Source organism: Nitrospirota bacterium (assembly GCA_040754395.1).
GTDB lineage: Bacteria > Nitrospirota > Thermodesulfovibrionia > Thermodesulfovibrionales > SM23-35 > JBFMCL01.
On record JBFMCL010000019.1, the window covers coordinates 1 to 17664 of the forward strand.

The following is a 17664-nucleotide window of genomic DNA, read 5'->3' on the forward strand; positions in this document are numbered from 1 at the left end:
CATCCCGTTTGAGACAGCTACAAGGGCGTTGTTCCGCTTCATGCCAGTTGCAAACGCATTCATGTCATCAGAGGGAAATATGGCAACCTCGGGCATTCCTATGCCCGCCCTGGAAGCAAGTTCTCCTGTCGTTTTGACGAGCCAACGCTCTGTTTCACTTGCAGGCGAAGTGATCACCTGCGCCCTTGTAAGTCTCTTTGCGCTCCACTTCGAGAGCGCAAGACTTATGAATGCCCCGCCCATACCGAAAACAGCAGAAAATATAAGGAGAGACTGGTAATTGAGTCCGTACGCGGTCAGATAAGGTTCAACACCGAGAATTCTCAACACAATTCCCAGCACTATTACAATCGCCAGGTTGGTTATCAGGAAATATAGTACTCTGCGCATTGTTCCCTCCTTTTCCGGCAAAGAATTTCCCCGTCTTTCATACAGACCGGAATCCTGCCTGTTTCATCCTGGATTATTCGTTTAATATCATATCCAGGACTTGTTTCTGGATAGAATTTCCAGTTCCATCATTGCTCAAATGCAATGAATTCTGATTGCTGATCCTGTGGAACCGACAATGTATAGTGTAGCAAAAAAAGCGCAGAACTTCATTTCAATACAATGCCGAGAACCCAGTTGGCTATTGAAAAAAAACGATCATGCCCACAACGTCAAATAATGATGTAATCAGGGATTGTTTGCCACCGCCAGATCTATATGATGGCTCTTTTAACCCTTTCCAGATATTTCATGCTTGCTCCTTTATTTCCTCTATTATTCTTATTCGTACAAGGTCTGGCATACCAGGAAAATCGGTGATATGTTCAGAAATACGCTCTCAACACATACTCCAGCATCACTGGGTATTAAAGAAAGAACCGTTCAGAGCAATGGCAGAGCGCATTATTTCGATGAAGCGGTCCCTGTCATGATAGAAAAGGGGAATAAAAACATTCTCCAAATTTATCATAAAGCGATGAGGCATCCTTAGACCAAGTACTGCTCCGGTTTCTCGGTTTGCATGCTGAATCAATCCATTTTTCGCCAAGGCAAGGCATGGGCCTCCCAGACCTCGTATTTCGGGATGCTTAGAAGCATATCAGAGGCTGAAATTGTCCTCTCTCCAGCCAGGTATATGCCTGTCATAAAGGTTCTGAAAGGGTTCTGTTGTCCAAGTCGCTGCATGAACTCCGTTCGTGATGGCATCGATTATATACCCTTCGAACATCATCTGTGAAACTTCCCCCCGTTTTTTTTGCTACTCCATTAATAAAACGTCTCATATTCAAAGCAAGATACGTCATATTTTACAGTCCCCGATTTTTTCTTATAGATTCTTAAATAAGGCAACGAATCGTTTTTATATAGATTTTTGATGAGGCAATTCGCCCTGCCTGATGGCGTCAATTAAAGAGGCACCGGGCGGGTATAAGTTAGCGATTGCTTATTGGAAGGTCAGTCACATGCTTGTTTCCTGAATTCTCCCTTGACAAACGGCTTCCCGAATTTTTAGATTAAAAGCCAATAGGCAACCGTTTACCGATTACCATGGCGAGAATTGACTCCGGCATAAAGGATCTGGACAGGCTTGTAGATTCGCTCTACGTCGGAGATAATGTCGTCTGGGAAGTGGAGGCGGGCACCGCCCCAGAAATCTTCATACTGAATTTCATACGGCAGTCCTTTTCCGAGAACAGGGATGTCATTTATGTCAGCTTCAACAAATCGCCGCAGACGATCTTTCAGAAGATCGGAGACATTCCCTCGAAAGAGAAATTCATCCTTCTTGACTGCTTTACTTCAGGAAAAGGCAAGAATGACAGGGCGTTTACAAAGTTTTACGACAACAACACAGGGTATAACGTAATCAGGGTTGGAGACCCGAGAAATATCGATGATTTTACTTCCCTCCTCAATTCCCTTGAGGACAAATTCCAGTCAGGCGGCAGATATATCTTTGACAGCCTGACCGGCATGCAGGACCTCTGGGGAGATGAAAACAGGACGTACAAATTTTTTACCTATATCTGCCCGCGGCTGTATGACCTCGGAACGGTCGCCTACTGGCTCCTCGAAAAGGACGCGCACAGTCAGAAGTTCAAGGCAAATCTGCGGCATATTACCCAGGTAGTCCTTGAGTTGTACAAAAGAAAGGACAAACTCTGGATCAAGGCACTGAAACTTGAAGGGCGTCCCAACAGGGAAGCATTCAAGCCGCATGCATACGAAATAAGCGAAAAAACCATATCGATCACGACCGTCAGAAAGGAGCCTGCCTACGATATAGGCACGAAAATAAAGGATCTGCGCACAAAAGCGGGAATGAGCCAGAAGGAGCTTGCAGAGAAGGTTGATCTGACCCCGAGTTTCATTTCGCAGATGGAAAACAACCAGATCACCCCGTCCCTGCATTCATTCATTCAGATCTGTAATGCCCTCGGGGTAAGCCTCTCGGACACCCTTGAAAAAAAATCAGGAGAGAAACCGTGGCTTATCAGAAAGGAAAAGGTCTTTGCCAATATCGTGCAGAAAGAGAGCGGCGCAAAAAGTTTTGGCATCGTCAGTAACGGCAAAATGTCCGGAACCCTGATTGTCATAGAACCTTATGCGAAAGTGAAAGGCCAGGTAATACCTGCCGGAGGGAAAAAATTATTACATGTCCTGAAAGGGGATATTTCGGTAGTGATTGACGGTAAAGGTGAGATGCTTGGAGCGGGGGATTCCCTGTTCCTGAGCAAGGAATCCGCATCTTTATTGAAAAACGAAGGGGGTGATAGCGCAGAAATCTTTTTGGTAAGCGCTTAAGCGCAGCATTTAAGTGCTGAAAAATGGTAGGGTTGTTCAGTCTGAAGGATTTTTTTTGCCCGGGAAGTTAATAAATACTGAAATTTAACATTTATCTGTTAAATAATACTAAACTATGAGGAGGAAAAAAGATGAATTACGGAACACCGAACGCAAGCGCTGCGACAGGAACGAAAAACAGGGTACAGGACCCGGCGCCATATTCAGGCATATGTTCAGTCTGCCTTGACGGCTGCCCGGGTATATGCGAGATCGGAAAATCTTCCTACAGAGGCAGGGAGGTGCTGTATCCCCAGCCTTTCGGCAAGGTAACCGCCGGAGCAACAAAGGAGTACCCGGTGGACTATTCCCATCTGAACATCCAGGGGACATGTATCGGCGCAATAGGAATGGAAGCGGATTCTGACAAGGCGCTTTTTTCGAATGTTTCCACTGAAGTGACACTTGGAAGGGATCACAAGGTCAGCCTGAAAGTCCCGGTTTTCACCGGCGCGCTCGGATCGACCAACATTGCGAAGGACAACTGGGAAGGGCTGGCAGTGGGTGCCGCCGTCTCGGGCATCATGGTGGTAATCGGCGAGAATGTCGTGGGCATGGACCCTGATGCCGAGATCAAGAACGGGAGAGTGGTCAATTCCCCTGAACTTGCAAGAAGAGTAAAAACATTCAACGACTGGAAAGATACCCATGGCGCAATTATTCTTCAGCAGAACGTTGAGGATGCAAGGCTCAGCTCTCCTGAGTATGCGGTCGAAAAACTCGGGGTTGAATGCCTCGAGCTGAAATGGGGGCAGGGAGCAAAGAATATCGGTGGAGAGGTGAAGCTGAAAACCCTCGACAGGGCGCTCGAACTGAAAAGGAGGGGATATGTCGTACTTCCCGACCCCGATGACAAGGTTGTCCAGAAGGCATTCAAGGAAGGGGCATTCAGGGAATTCGAAAGGCATTCAAGACTCGGGATGGTAGAGTATGAAGGGTTCATGAAGAGTGTCGAATATCTCAGGAAGATCGGGGCAAAGTTCGTTTCTCTGAAGACAGGCGCCTACAGGGTTGCGGATCTCGCCAGGGCGATGAAGTTTGCATCGGATGCCCAGATAGACCTTCTTACCATTGACGGTGCAGGCGGCGGAACCGGAATGAGCCCGTGGAGGATGATGAACGAATGGGGAATCCCGACCATTTACCTTGAAGCCCTCGCATACAAATTCGCGGAAGAATTACGGGCAAGGGGCAAATATGTGCCGGATCTCGCGATTGCGGGAGGTTTTGCGCTTGAGGATCATGTGTTCAAGGCAATTGCGCTGGGCGCACCGTTCGTGAAAGCGGTATGCATGGGCAGAGCCACAATGGTACCTGCCATGGTCGGAAAGAATATCCAGAGATGGATCCAGGACGACAAGCTACCTGCGGAAATCAAGAAATACGGTGACTCTGCGGAAAAAATATTCGTGAGCGCCGAGACATTGAAGGCAAAGTACGGGAAGGCCTACAAAAAGATCCCTCTCGGCGCGATCGGGATGTACACCTTCTGTGACAGACTGCAGATAGGCCTACAGCAGCTTATGGCTGGTGCAAGGAAATTTGCGATCCAGTACATCGACAGGTCCGACCTCGTATCACTGACGAAGGAAGCGACCGAGGTGACCGGTATTCCTTATGTAATGGAATCAGATATGGAAGAAGCTGACAGGATACTTTTCGGTATTGAAACGATTGCAAAGGCAGCGGTATAGTGTTGAACAGGGCGGGGATACTGTGAAGGTATCCCCGCTGCTTGAAAAGGAGACGTGCGTTTATGACGAAAACGATGCTTGCCATTCTGAGCGTTCTCGACAAGGAGTCGGAAAAGATATGCGGTTCCAGGGCCATATCACGGCAGTTGAAGATGCACGGGCTGGACCTCACCGAAAGGACGGTAAGGTACCATCTCAGAATCCTTGATGAGCGGGGGTTCACCAGGGTATTCGGCAAGGAGGGCAGAATGATCACCCCGAAGGGCAGGGAGGAACTCTCCCAGGCGCTTGTCTCCACAAAGATCGGTTTTGTGATCAGCAGGATTGAAACACTCTCCTATCTCACGGATTTCGATCTCGACACGCAGGAAGGAAACATTATCCTGAATCTCTCCTATTTTCCGGAAGACAGGATCAGCGAGGCGCTCAGGATCATGAAACCGGTATTTTCCTCTCCCTATGTCATGTCCGATAAGGTTGTTCTGAAAAGGAGCGGCGAAAATATCGGGGATATACCCGTGCCCGAAGGCCAGGCAGGGTTCGGCACTGTCTGCAGTGTGACGATAAACGGAATATTTCTCAAGAACGGCATTCCGGTTTCTTCGAAATTCGGCGGAGTGCTCCAGATAAATTCAGACCCCCAGCGGTTTACCGCACTGATCGGGTATGAAGGATCGTCAATGGACCCCCTTGAGATATTCATAAAAAGCAGGATGACGGATGTTAAGGGCGCGGTGAAGAATCATTCAGGCAAGATACTTGCGAGCTTCAGGGAAATCCCTGTCGTCAGTGTCGAAAGGGCCGTACAGTTACAGAAGACGCTGCGGGAAAAAGGAATCGGTGGCATCCTTATGATCGGAAAACCGAATCAGCCGCTTCTTGAAATGCCGGTGAGCATGGACAAGGCGGGGATGATCATTGTAGGCGGGCTGAATCCGATCGCCGCGCTTGAGGAAGCAGGCATAACTACAGTAAGCAAGGCAATGTCAACGCTCTGCCGGTTTACTGACCTCGTGAAATTCAGGGAAATCCTGTAACTGCCCGTATCCGGCGGTTCTCTGCACCGCTCTCCGGCATAGCCTTCCCCCCTGATGCTCCGGCAGTTTTTCGTTCAATCTCCACAGTACATACCTTAAGATAATTCCAAATTATTACATAATTAATGAACGCAGAAACCCTTCACTGAAGGGTTTCTGAGCGCAACATTTTTTGCTTGACTTTTATGCATTCCTTTCATATGCTGTGAGAAAGCAATAGGTAACCGTTTGCCGACGAAAATGAAGACGGTCAGATACATAACACATTTTTGTGCCTTGCTTTCCTGCAAAAGTTGCCCTCAACGTATGTCCCTGAAGAAAAGGTGCCCCGATAATGAAAAAAGGGGAGGTGATATAAGGGATTTTTTTGCCTTCGTGCACAAGAAATACTGAAATCACGTTCATGAAAATAAGAAATACTTACCACCAAAGGAGGAGAACATGACTCTCAGCAAACCGAATGCAAGTGCCGCAACTGTAACAACGACGAGGGTATCCCCTTCGCCCATGTCCGGTCTGTGCGTCAACTGCGTTGACGGATGTCCCGGGTACTGCGAGGTGGGAAGATCCGCTCTTCGGGGGCGGGAAATCATCTATCCGCAGCCGTTTGGAAAGGTTATTTCCGGTTCTGAAAAGGATTATCCCGTGGATTTTTCTCACTTCAATATCCATGGAACCTGTGTCGGCGCAGTAGGTGCGGAAGCAGACCCTGACAAGGCGACGTTTCCTGCGGTAAGCGTTGAGACGGAAATCAGCGGTCAGGGGACAAAAATACCGATGAAGGTACCGGTCTTCACCGGCGCACTCGGGTCCACGGAGATTGCGCGGGTAAACTGGGAGGGAACGGCGGTGGGCGCTGCCATCAGCGGTTCCATACTCGTCTGCGGGGAGAATGTCTGCGGAATGGACCCAAAGGCGGAAATCAAGAACGGAAGGATCACCAATTCCCCTGAACTCGCCAGAAGGGTGAAGATTTACAAGGACTGGTATGACGGATACGGGACCATGCTTGTGCAGCTGAATGTTGAAGATACCCGACTCGGAGTTGCGGAATATGCGGTGGAAAAACTCGGTGTTGAGGGCATAGAGCTCAAATGGGGGCAGGGCGCAAAGTGCATCGGAGGTGAAGTGAAGCTCCCGACGCTGGACAGAGCGCTGCAGCTCAAGAAACGCGGGTACATTGTCCTCCCGGACCCTGAAAACAAGTCGGTGCAGGAAGCGCACAAACTGGGAGGTATCGCGGAATTCGAACGCCATTCGCGGCTTGGCATGGTGGATGAGGAGTCGTTTATGAAGGAAGCGGAACGGGTGCGGAAGATCGGCGCCAAATATGTAACACTCAAAACAGGCGCATACAGGCCGGTTGATCTGGCGCGTGCGGTGAAGTATTCGTCGATGGCAAAGATGGACCTCCTCACCGTCGACGGCGCAGGCGGAGGAACGGGCATGAGCCCATGGAGAATGATGAATGAATGGGGAATCCCGACCGTGTATCTTGAATGCCTGCTTTACAAATACCTCAGGAGGCTGAAAGAGAAAGGTGAATTCATTCCTTCAGTCGCCATCGCAGGCGGAATCGTGCTTGAGGACCATATTTTCAAGGCGATCGCGCTCGGCGCGCCTTTTGTAAAGGCGATCTGCATGGGGCGTTCGACACTGACCGCGGGCATGGTTGGCAAGACCCAGGGCCAGCTCATTGAAGAGGCATACGGAAAAGGAAAGGAATATGAGGAAGCGCTCATGAGAACCTTTAACGGGGCCGCACAGCTCAAGGAAAAATTCGGCAAGGATATTAAAAAGATACCTCCTGCGGCAATCGGCATCTACACCTATTATGACAGGCTTGCGGTCGGGCTCAAACAGCTTATGGCAGGCACCCGCAAGTTCGCACTGAAATACATCGACAGGGACGACATCATGTCGCTGACAAGGGAAGCTGCCGAGGTTTCCGGGATTCCCTATCTCATGGACGTTGATATGAAAGAAGCTGAGAATATCCTGGGCTGAGATAATGATTGCACTGGTAAAAAACGCCTGAATCAATAGAGAGGAGAAAACAATGCTTAATTTGATCTGCTATAAATTCTGTGCATCACCCTTTTGCATGGTCAGCTGTCCTGCCGGAGCAATCAGTATCTCGGAGAAGGACAACAACGTATATGCGGATACCAACAAATGCAACAGATGCGGAATCTGCCGCGCAATGTGCTCCATACTCAGTTTTGACAAGAACCTCAGAAGGAAACGCGTATGGATGCGCGAGGATTTCGGAAAGAAGTAAGGAAAGGGCAAGAACATGGAAGAAGAGATCATAGACCAGATCCTGGCATCGTACAGGGGAACAAGAAATGAGATTGTCCCGATCCTGCAGGAGGTGCAGGAGAACCTCGGGTACCTGCCTGAGGAGGTAATGCGGGAAATCGCGCGGTTTGTGAATGTCCCGGAGAGCCATCTGTATTCAATCGCATCCTTTTATGCCCAGTTCAGAACACTGCCACTGGGCAAAAAAAGAGTGGCGGTGTGCAGGGGCACTGCCTGTCATATTCGCGGCGCACCCCGGATCCTCCACGAGATCGAGGACTCGATTCATCTGAAGGAAGGCGAGACATCCGAGGACCTCGAATACACCCTTGAAACAGTTGCCTGTATTGGCTGCTGTGCGCTTGCCCCCTGCATACGGATAAACAGGGAAGTTGCAGGGGACATGACCCCGGAAAAGGCGAAAAACCTTTTCGACGGAAACGGAAATGGCAACGGAGGCACGAGTGCCGGATAACCAGCGTACGATCCTTATATGTCAGGGCACCGGCTGTGTTTCGGGAGGCGCCGAACATCTCTGCACTGCGCTCACGGAGGAATTCAAAAGCGATGCGGAGAACGGTGACATCCTGGTAAAACGCACAGGATGCCACGGGTTCTGCCAGCAGGGACCGTTAGTGGTGATCGAACCGGAGGGTATTTTCTACACGAAGGTGAAAAACGAGGATTTGCCCGAGGTAGTCGAATCCCTTGCACCGGGACGCGTACCCGTGAACCGGCTCCTGTATCATGATCCCCTTACCCATACCCCGATTGTGCACTACCGGAAGATTCCTTTCTACAGCAGGCAGGAAAGGACAATATTACAGCACTGCGGCAGCATTGATCCTGAAAATATTGACGACTACATTCAGGTTGGCGGGTACAAGGCATTGCATAAGGCGATCTCTCATATGACCCCTGAGGCAATTCTCGCGGAGGTGACCCGATCGGGGCTGAGGGGGCTGGGAGGAGCAGGCTTTCCCGCCGGCCGGAAATGGGAATCCTGCCGCAGCGCGCCGGGAGACATTAAGTATGTCATCTGCAATGCCGATGAAGGTGACCCCGGAGCATTCCAGGACCGTTCGGTCATGGAGGGAAATCCTCATTCGGTCATTGAGGGAATGATTATTGCCGGCTACGCAATAGGAGCGCACAAGGGGTTCATCTATGTGAGGGCAGAGTATCCTCTTGCAGTCAGCCGGCTGAAGACCGCGATAGAACAGGCGAGGCAGGAAGGCCTGCTGGGAGAGAACATCCTGGACAGTGAGTTCAGCTTTGATCTGGAGATATTCCAGGGCGCGGGCGCATTTGTGTGCGGAGAATCAACAGCCCTGGTCCGCTCAATAGAAGGCAAGAGGGGGATGCCGAAACCGATGCCGCGTCCGCGGACTACAGAAGAAGGACTGTGGAACAGACCGACGCTTCTCAACAATGTGAAAACTTTTGCGAATATCCCCTTGATTATCACGAACGGTTCAGAGTGGTTTGCCCGGAGGGGGACAGAGAAATGCAAGGGCACCGCGGTCTTTTCTCTTACCGGAAAGGTCAGGAACTGTGGTCTCATCGAGGTCCCGATGGGGGCAACGCTGAGAGAGATAATCTTTGATATCGGCGGCGGAGTTGAGGACGGAAAGGAACTGAAAGCGGTTCAGACCGGAGGACCCTCGGGCGGATGCCTCCCGGCAGATATGGTAGACATGCCGGTGGATTTCGACTCGCTTACGAAGGCTGGCTCGATCATGGGATCGGGGGGGCTGGTGGTAATGGACCAGGATACCTGCATGGTGGATGTCGCACGCTACTTCCTTGATTTTAACCAGAGAGAATCCTGCGGCCAGTGCATCCCTTGCAGGCTCGGGACCCGCCAGATGTTCGAGATACTGGAGGATATTACAAGGGGGAAAGGAAGGCCGGGGGACATCGGACTCCTCCTTGAAATGGGAGACTCTATAAAAAAGGGTTCGATATGCGGACTTGGCAAAACGGCTCCCAACCCCGTGATTACCACGATCCGCTATTTCCGGGATGAGTATGAAGCGCATATACATGACAAACGTTGTCCGGCAGGAGTATGCGGCATAGAATGAATCAATTGCCTGACTGAGAAAAGGAGGGCCCGATGGGAAGAGTTGGCTGCATAATTGACGGCAGAAAGACAGAGACCTGGCAGGGTGCAACCATCCTTGAAACGGCTTTGGAGAACAAAATCTATATCCCGCACCTCTGTTTTCACCCGGATCTGAAACCTGCAGGGGCATGCCGTGTCTGCCTGGTCGCGCTTGACAACGGCAAACTGGTGACTTCCTGCCGAACCCCTGTGCAGGAAGGGATGACGATATCCACTCACAGTGATGAGGTCGACAGGGCAAGACGGCCTGTAGTCGAGATGATCGTTGCCAACCATCATATGGACTGCAGGAACTGCCTGAAGAAAGGGCAGTGTGCGCTGCAGAAGATCATGGCATATATGAAGATCGACAAGCAGAAAATCCGTCAGAACCTGCGGCTGCCGCAGTCTGGATTGCCTGTTGATGATTCAAATCCTTTTTTCCAGCGGGATCACAACAAGTGCATCCTCTGTGGCCTCTGTGTAAGTACCTGTCGTGAGATTGCGAAAGTCGATGCCATCGATTTTGCGGGAAGGGGCATTCATACAAAAATATCCGCATTTGGTGATAAGGCGATAGCAGAATCATCATGTGTTTCATGCGGAGAGTGCGTGATCCGCTGTCCTGTCGGCGCGCTTGCGGTAAGAAATCCGGAGAAACCGCTGCAGCAGATCAGGTCTGTATGCCCGCACTGCGGTGTAGGATGCGGGATCTATCTCGGCATCAGAGACCATAAAATCGTTCATGTGAAGGGTGATGCGGCAAACCCGGTCAATTATGGCAATCTCTGCGTAAGAGGAAGGTTTGGCATGGGGTTTGTGCATTCACCTGACAGACTGAAAAACCCCTTAATAAGAGGGAAGGCAGGTTCGGGAAAAGGGGAGTGTACAGAATCCTCCTGGGATGAAGCCCTCGGCCTGATCGCCAGAAATCTGCAGAAGTTCCAGGGAGACGAGTTTGCGCTCATCGCATCAGTACGTTTCAGCAATGAAGACGCCTATGTGGCGCAGAAATTCGCCCGGGCAGTTATGTCCAGCAATAACATCGACACCCCGGCAAGGCTGTACTATGGTCCGAATATCTCCGCATTCCGTAATACGGGACAATGTGTCGGGTTTGCTCCGCATACTGCAGATGAAAACGGCTTCCCGGGTGCGGCCGGACACATTCCGGAGCAGATTGAACAGGCGGCTTCTGTCCTTGTTGCAGGTGCAAACATCACCCAATCGCATCCTGTACTCGGACTGAAAATACTACGGGCCGTCGAACACGGTGCCAGTCTTCTTGTTATCAGCCCGAATGAAACTGACCTTTCCCTCCGCGCGGAAAAGTGGCTGAAGCCCTATCCCGGTACGGAACTGGCGGTTATTATGGGCATGTGCAGTGTAATCGTTGAAGAGGAGCTGTCTGACCGTGCATTCACAGAGATGTATTGCAGCAATTTCGGGGAGTTCAGGGAATCTGTCGATGAATTTTCCCTTGGAAGGGTTGAGAGAATAACCGGTGTTCCCCGGGATCTCATCGAGGATGCCGCACGGATATATGCATCTCGCAAGCCTGCAGCGGTTTTCTGGGGATCCGGAATTACCCAGTATTCTCACGGGACGGACAATGTACGTGCGCTGATAAACCTTGCAATCCTTACCGCAAACATCATGCATCCCCTTGCGCTCAATCCCCTTGCGGAGCAGAGCAATGCACTGGGGGCGTGCGATATGGGATGCATGCCGGATTACTATCCGTGCTATCAGCCTGTTGGTTCCCCGGAGATACGGGAAAAATTTGAATCGCTGTGGGACTGCACCCTGAATCCCGCTCCAGGTCTCACCCTTGCAGAAATATTCGATGCCACGCTCGCAGGAAGAATCAAGGCGCTCTATATTATCGGAGCGGACCCGGCTTCATCCCTTGCTCCCGCGAAAAAAGTGCACGCTGCGCTGAAAAAGGCTAAATTTGTCGTGTATCAGGATATGTTCCTTACTGAAACGGCAAAATATGCCCATGTGATCCTGCCGGCGGCGAGCTTTGCCGAAAAGAACGGCACGATCATCAATACTGAGGGAAAGGCGCAGAGCATAAGGAAAGCACTCGAGCCGGAAGGGAATTCGCGTGCTGACTGGGCGATACTGAGCGAACTGGCAACAAGGATGAAAAACACCGGCTTTGCCTACGGAAATGACGATGACATACTGTCCGAGGTGCTTTCCGTTATTCAGAGCATGCCCGAACAAATAGGCAGGTTCAGGCTGTTCCCTCTCCGGTATGCATCACCGGCCGAGGTAACCGATGTGGATTACCCGATTATCCTGACCACTGAATGCGATCTCTATTCTTCAGACATCGTGTCGGAGAAAGTCGGGGGGCTCTGCACGCTGAGGACGAAGAATTGTGTAGAGATCAATCAAAGGGATGCCGACGATTTTGAAATCCCTGATGGTGAGACGATTCGGATCATTTCCCGGCATGGCGCCATAGAGACCGATGCGCGGATATCGCATGGAACTCCTTCCGGGATTGCGGTCATACGGATGGAGCAGGAAAAGATCAATCAGCTGATGAATCCGGTGCGTGATGAAATGTCCGGGACGCCGGAGATGAAAATATGCGCCGTCAGATTCGAAAAGGGAAGGCAACGCAGGAAAAGATCCGGAAACAGTGAAATTGCTGCCCGTGGTGTGTAACAGGAGCCTGCAGAGCTTTCCTGCGTGCACGGGGCGGCAGCGCAGAAGGAATGCATGATGAACAGGACTATGCTGGCAATTCTGAAAATACTGGAACAGCACCAGGGTACTGTGCTCGGTTCACGGGAGATATCACGGCAGTTGAAGCTGCACGGGATTAATCTCACAGAAAGGACTGTCCGTTACCATCTCAGGATACTCGATGAACGGGGGTTTACCCGGGTGTTCGGAAAAGAGGGAAGAATGATCACCGGGAAGGGCAGGGAGGAACTCCCGCAGGCGCTTGTATCAGAAAAGGTCGGGTTTGTGATCAGCAGGATCGAGACCCTCTCGTACCTTACAAACCTGGACTTTGCACACAACCAGGGCGATGTCATCCTGAATGTCTCTTGGTTTCCTGAAGAGCATCTGAGTGACGCGATTGCCGTCATGGAACCGGTGTTTGCCTCCCCGTATGTGATGTCTGATAAAGTCATGCTCAGGAGGGCAGGTGAAAAGATCGGAGCGGTCGCTGTCCCTGAGGGACAGGTGGGATTCGGTACGGTATGCAGCGTGACGATTAACGGGATTTTCCTGAAGGCGGGTATCCCGGTCACATCCAGATTCGGAGGGGTGCTGCAGATTGAGGACTCCGAGCCCTCGCGATACACGGCACTCATCAGTTACGAAGGTTCGTCTCTTGACCCGCTCGAGATATTCATAAAGAGCAGGATGACGGATGTTACAGGGGCAGTAAGAAATCATTCGGGAAAGGTCCTGGCAAGCTTCAGGGAAATACCGGTGGTGAGCATGGAAAAGGCGGACGAGATGCGCAGAGTGATGGAGCAGAATAGCATCCGGGGCATACTGCTTATCGGCAACCCCAATCAGCCGCTTCTGGAAATGCCGGTGGGTATGGATAAAGCGGGTATGGTAATCGTCGGAGGACTGAACCCGATCGCCGCACTCGAAGAATCAGGGATACCGTCGGTCACAAAGGCGATGTCGACTCTGCATGCATTTGCGGACCTTGGGGACTTCAGAGAACTCCTTTAGGACTTTGCGGCTTTTCATTCTTCTTCAACCGCTTCATACTTTGCTAACCGGTTCTTCAGCTCGCTGATCTCATTCTTCAGCTCAATCATCTTGAGTTCCCGTCCGATGGCGATATCATAGAATTCCTCGAGCTCCTTAATTCGCTTCTGCAGTTCCTTCTGTACTTTTTTCTGCTCGGTAATGTCACGCGCAACCCCTAAAACCAGCTTTTCTTCGACCATCGGGAAACAGTTCCATGAGATCCAACGGAAGGGGCCGTCTTTGCTGAGATAGCGGGTTTCAAAATCGCGGACTTCTTTCCCGTCTGACAGCGCCTGCATGGCGATGACAGATGGCTGTCTGTCATCAGGATGCACAAACTCAAGAAAGGGCTTTGACATCAGTTCTTCTCTCGGCCAGCCGAGCACTTTTTCCCATTCAGGGTTCAACTGCCTGAAATAGCCGTCAAACCCGGCGATACAGAGCATGTCCAGCGAAAGATTGAAGAGGTAGTCCCTTTCATGTTCTGCCTTTTTGCGCTCGGAGATTTCCCTTTTCAGGTCTGCCATCTTCTGCTCCAGCTTGCTGATGAGCCGTTCATTGTAAAGCTTCAGTACCTCCTCGTGTTCCTCCTGTGCAGGCGGTTCGGAACGGACCCTGCCCTCGCCGGACTTTTCGATGAGATTACGGATAATCTCCAGCAACTCCGGAGGTTCGACCGGTTTTCTGATATAGAGGTCGGCACCGATCTTCATCGCCAGTTCCTCGTCCCTGTCGTCCGTGTAGGAGGCGGTATAAAACGCAAAGGGGATGTTTTTCAGCGTTTCCTCGCCTTTCACTTTCCTGCATAGCTGGAACCCGTCCATTCTGGGCATGAGGATGTCAGAAATGATCATGTCAATCTTTTCTGTTTCCATGACCGCAAGCGCGTCTTCTCCGTTGCCTGCAGCGGCGACCTCGAACCCGCTGCCTTCAAGGAGGGTTTTCAGCATATATACATTGTCTTCCCTGTCATCCACAATAAGGATTTTCATCTTCCTTCATCCCTTTGCCTGAAGGTATTTCTCAAGTTCTTCCATAAATGTGTCAGGATTGATCGGCTTTTCGATGTATCCGGTGCAGCCTGCCTCGATCGCCTTCTCCCTGTCGCCGACCATGGCATAGGAGGTAAGGGCAACAACCGGAATCTGTTTCAGGTCATCCGATGCCCGTATTTTTTTAGTTGTCTCAAATCCGTCGATTCCCGGGAGCATGATGTCCATGACGATCAGGTCAGGCTTTTCCTTTCCGGCAAGCGCGATCCCTTCCTCACCTGTCCACGCCTGAATGACCCCGTACCCTCTGTTTTTAAGAATGAAGGTAATGAGGTACATATTGTTCTCGTTGTCTTCCACGATCAAGATTCTCTTAGGCATAACCCCTCCGTACTGGGAGTGTAAAAGAAAAACGGCTCCCTTTGCCGAATTCGCTTGCGGCGGTTATGGTACCGCCAAGAAGCGCCGCAAGCTTTTTTGAGAGATACAGGCCGAGCCCTGTCCCCTCCTGAACCGGCATCCCTTCGACACGTACCATTCCAAAAGCGGTAAACAGCTTGTTCATATCTTCCTGCCGGATGCCGATGCCGGTATCCTCGACAGTGATTTCTATAAACCCGTCGTCCGAGGGTTCCCGGCCTTTCCTGTCTGTCCCCTGCTCCCCGTATCGCGCGACGATTTTTACCGAGCCTTTATCCGTAAACTTAATGGCATTCCCGACGAGGTTGAGCATGACCTGTTGTATCCTTTTTCTGTCGCTCACGACCACAACGGAATCAGGCATGTGAAGGGAGAACCCGAGACCTTTTTTCTCTGCTGAGTTCCTGAATGAACTGAAAACTTCCTGCATGAGGATGCTGAGGTCGAATTCCTCGACAAACAACTGCACTTTTCCCGCCTCGATCTTGCTCAGATCGATGATGTCGTTGATGAGATCAAGCAGGTGACGTGCGCTGTTTTTCACCATCGTAAGCTGTTTCTGCTGTTCTTCGTTCAGAGGACCGACCATGCCCTGGAGGATAATGCCGGTGAACCCGATGATGGAATTCAGCGGCGTCCTCAGTTCATGGCTCATGCTGGCGATGAACATGGACTTCAGACGGTCGAGTTCCCTCAGCCGCACATTCGCCTGTTCGAGTTCGGCAGTCCGTTCCTGGACCAGAGTTTCGAGGTGGTCCCTGTAGATGCGCAATTCCTTCTCTGCATGCTTCTGTTCGGTGATGTCCTGAAAGGAACCGCGCACTTTCACAACCTTGCCATCTTCGACAATCGGATGGCCGATCGTTCTGACCCATTTGTGATTTCCTTTCGGTGTGGTCATTTCCAGTTCAAGGTCATAGGGCTTTCCCATCTCAATCGCTTCTTTGACTGCCGTCTCAATCCTGGTGCGGGATTCACCCTGATAATAACTCAGGCCTATTTCCACATTCGTCTCGTCATCCGGATCAAAATCGTGGATATGTGCCACTTCATCAGTCCATGTTCCTCTGAGACTTGCCGTGTCAAATTCCCAGCCCCCGACCTTTGCAATCCTTCCGGTTTCCTTTAAAAGAGCCTCTTGGTAATGCAACGCCTCCTCAGCCTGTTTGCGTTCGGTAATGTCATCGAATATGGCAACAAGCTCACCGGATGGCAGTTTATAGACATAATTGTGCACCCAGAATGATAATTTTTCATCCGTGTATCGTGTTGCCGGATATGTTTCCGGAGTGCCGGATCTCCAGACCCTCTGGAAGACCTCGAGCAGGCCCATTTCTCTGATACCCGGAAATGCATCAGTGACATTTTCCCCAACAATATCGGTCCGGCTTACATGGGTTATACGTTCTGCTGCATGGTTCATGTCAACAAAGAGAAAATTTTCTCCGTTATCCGTTGTCTCATATACCGCTACTCCGCTGCTCATGTTTTCAAACAACTGCCTGAATCTTTCCTCATGTCTGCGGTAGAATTGTGCCTGCTGATGCCGCCAGAGCATACCTGCGATTAATCCCAAAGCAATGATCAGAATGCCTGAGAGGGAGGCGATGAGCCTGAATTGTAAATGATGAAGTGAAAGGACCTCGCTTTTGTCCACTTTTGCAATAAGATGCCACGGTGAATCATGGATATTTCTTATTGCTGCGAGGACCGGTACCCCCCGATAGTCGATGCCTTCAACCTCTCCTTTGATCCCTCTCGACGCCATTGCCGCAGGAAGGTCCTTTTTTGTGACAGGGAAACGCATGATAAAGGCAGTATTTTTCCTGTGGCGCAGTTCGTTCAGAAAGATGACCTCACCGCCTTCATGCCGGATCAGTAAGCTCTCGGCGGTTGTGCTCGGTACAGGCCACGACAGGATCAGGGGATACAGGAAATCATTCGGGTTTATCCTGAGTACGACAAAACCGGCTATCGGGGTATCCTCCCCGGCAGGTGCAATAAGAGGAATCACAATATCCATGTAAATATGTAATGCCCTGTTCCGGAAAAGATCAGTCATGAGGACACGTTTTGTATGCATTGCCTGTTCAAGATGCATCTTCATTTCCGGACAGAACTCGCCGTGCTGTTCCGGGAGAGCAATCAGGACATTCATCTCTCTGTCGAAAAGGTACATTTGTTCATAATGCCGGTTCTCTTGCACAGGCTTCATCCATCCAAGAATATCTCTCCTGTGTACTGAAGATGAAGGGTTTTTCTGCAAATGCATGATCTGGTCGGCAATCACGGGATTATTGTAAATGTAGCTTGCATCAATCATCCGTTCTTCGCGCCAGTGTTCTATCTGTTCGACTTTCAGGTCGGCGATGGCACTGAGTTCTTTCATTTTTTCTTTCATTGCGTTTTCCAGCTGACCCCTGTAATAGTAGTACCCTATTGCACCAATGCCTGTAGAAAGCACCAGAAAAAAGATAATGAGGTGCCAGGGAATGCCGGACGGTTTTTTGTGCCTGTTGTTCATGTCGTTATCTGCAGCG

The 17664-nt window shown here is 50.7% G+C and carries 13 protein-coding genes; 9 read left to right on the plus strand and 4 right to left on the minus strand.

Going from position 1 to position 17664, the window contains the following annotated elements; genetic code table 11:
• On the minus strand, positions 1 to 390 hold a 390-nt coding region (locus tag AB1552_10170), incomplete at its 3' end, for a M48 family metalloprotease (protein MEW6054132.1).
• A 1149-nt stretch (positions 391 to 1539) separates the two neighbouring features.
• On the opposite strand from AB1552_10170, the gene AB1552_10175 reads away from it, so the two are divergent.
• The 9 genes from AB1552_10175 (at position 1540) to AB1552_10215 (ending at position 13691) form a co-directional block, all read left to right on the plus strand.
• Positions 1540 to 2796 carry a helix-turn-helix domain-containing protein gene (locus AB1552_10175; GenBank protein ID MEW6054133.1) on the plus strand — a complete coding sequence of 419 codons (1257 nt, stop codon included), beginning with the start codon at positions 1540 to 1542 and terminating at the stop codon, positions 2794 to 2796.
• Between the two features lie 131 nt (positions 2797 to 2927).
• The gene (locus AB1552_10180) at positions 2928 to 4529 is read left to right on the plus strand and encodes an FMN-binding glutamate synthase family protein (protein MEW6054134.1); all 1602 of its coding nucleotides are present in this window, start codon (positions 2928 to 2930) and stop codon (positions 4527 to 4529) included.
• Between the two features lie 62 nt (positions 4530 to 4591).
• Positions 4592 to 5566, plus strand: a complete 975-nt coding sequence (locus AB1552_10185) for an NrpR regulatory domain-containing protein (protein ID MEW6054135.1) — start codon at positions 4592 to 4594, stop codon at positions 5564 to 5566.
• A gap of 441 nt (positions 5567 to 6007) precedes the next feature.
• Positions 6008 to 7573, plus strand: a complete 1566-nt coding sequence (locus tag AB1552_10190) for an FMN-binding glutamate synthase family protein (protein ID MEW6054136.1) — start codon at positions 6008 to 6010, stop codon at positions 7571 to 7573.
• 52 nt (positions 7574 to 7625) lie between these two features.
• Positions 7626 to 7847: a hypothetical protein gene (locus AB1552_10195; protein MEW6054137.1), complete on the plus strand. Its 222-nt coding sequence runs from the start codon at positions 7626 to 7628 to the stop codon at positions 7845 to 7847.
• A gap of 15 nt (positions 7848 to 7862) precedes the next feature.
• The gene (gene nuoE / locus AB1552_10200) at positions 7863 to 8342 is read left to right on the plus strand and encodes an NADH-quinone oxidoreductase subunit NuoE (protein ID MEW6054138.1); all 480 of its coding nucleotides are present in this window, start codon (positions 7863 to 7865) and stop codon (positions 8340 to 8342) included.
• Positions 8332 to 9954, plus strand: a complete 1623-nt coding sequence (locus AB1552_10205) for a NuoF family protein (protein MEW6054139.1) — start codon at positions 8332 to 8334, stop codon at positions 9952 to 9954. Before nuoE ends, AB1552_10205 begins: the two co-directional genes overlap by 11 nt.
• A 32-nt stretch (positions 9955 to 9986) precedes the next feature.
• Positions 9987 to 12656, plus strand: coding sequence for a molybdopterin-dependent oxidoreductase (locus tag AB1552_10210; protein MEW6054140.1), 2670 nt, complete (start codon positions 9987 to 9989; stop codon positions 12654 to 12656).
• 54 nt (positions 12657 to 12710) lie between these two features.
• Positions 12711 to 13691 (plus strand): NrpR regulatory domain-containing protein, encoded by a 981-nt coding sequence (locus AB1552_10215; protein MEW6054141.1) that lies wholly within the window; start codon positions 12711 to 12713, stop codon positions 13689 to 13691.
• Positions 13692 to 13705: 14 nt separating this feature from the next.
• Here the strand turns inward: AB1552_10215 and AB1552_10220 are convergent, their stop codons facing one another.
• Genes AB1552_10220 through AB1552_10230 form a run of 3 tightly spaced genes read right to left on the minus strand, consistent with a single transcriptional unit; the run spans position 13706 to position 17648 of the window.
• Positions 13706 to 14704: a response regulator gene (locus AB1552_10220; protein MEW6054142.1), complete on the minus strand. Its 999-nt coding sequence runs from the start codon at positions 14702 to 14704 to the stop codon at positions 13706 to 13708.
• A gap of 6 nt (positions 14705 to 14710) precedes the next feature.
• A complete protein-coding gene (locus AB1552_10225; protein ID MEW6054143.1) occupies positions 14711 to 15085 on the minus strand; it encodes a response regulator in 375 nt (124 codons plus the stop codon).
• On the minus strand, positions 15078 to 17648 hold the full coding sequence (locus AB1552_10230; protein ID MEW6054144.1) for an ATP-binding protein: 2571 nt from the start codon (positions 17646 to 17648) through the stop codon (positions 15078 to 15080). The genes AB1552_10225 and AB1552_10230 overlap by 8 nt, the downstream gene beginning before the upstream one ends.
• Positions 17649 to 17664: the final 16 nt, after the last annotated feature.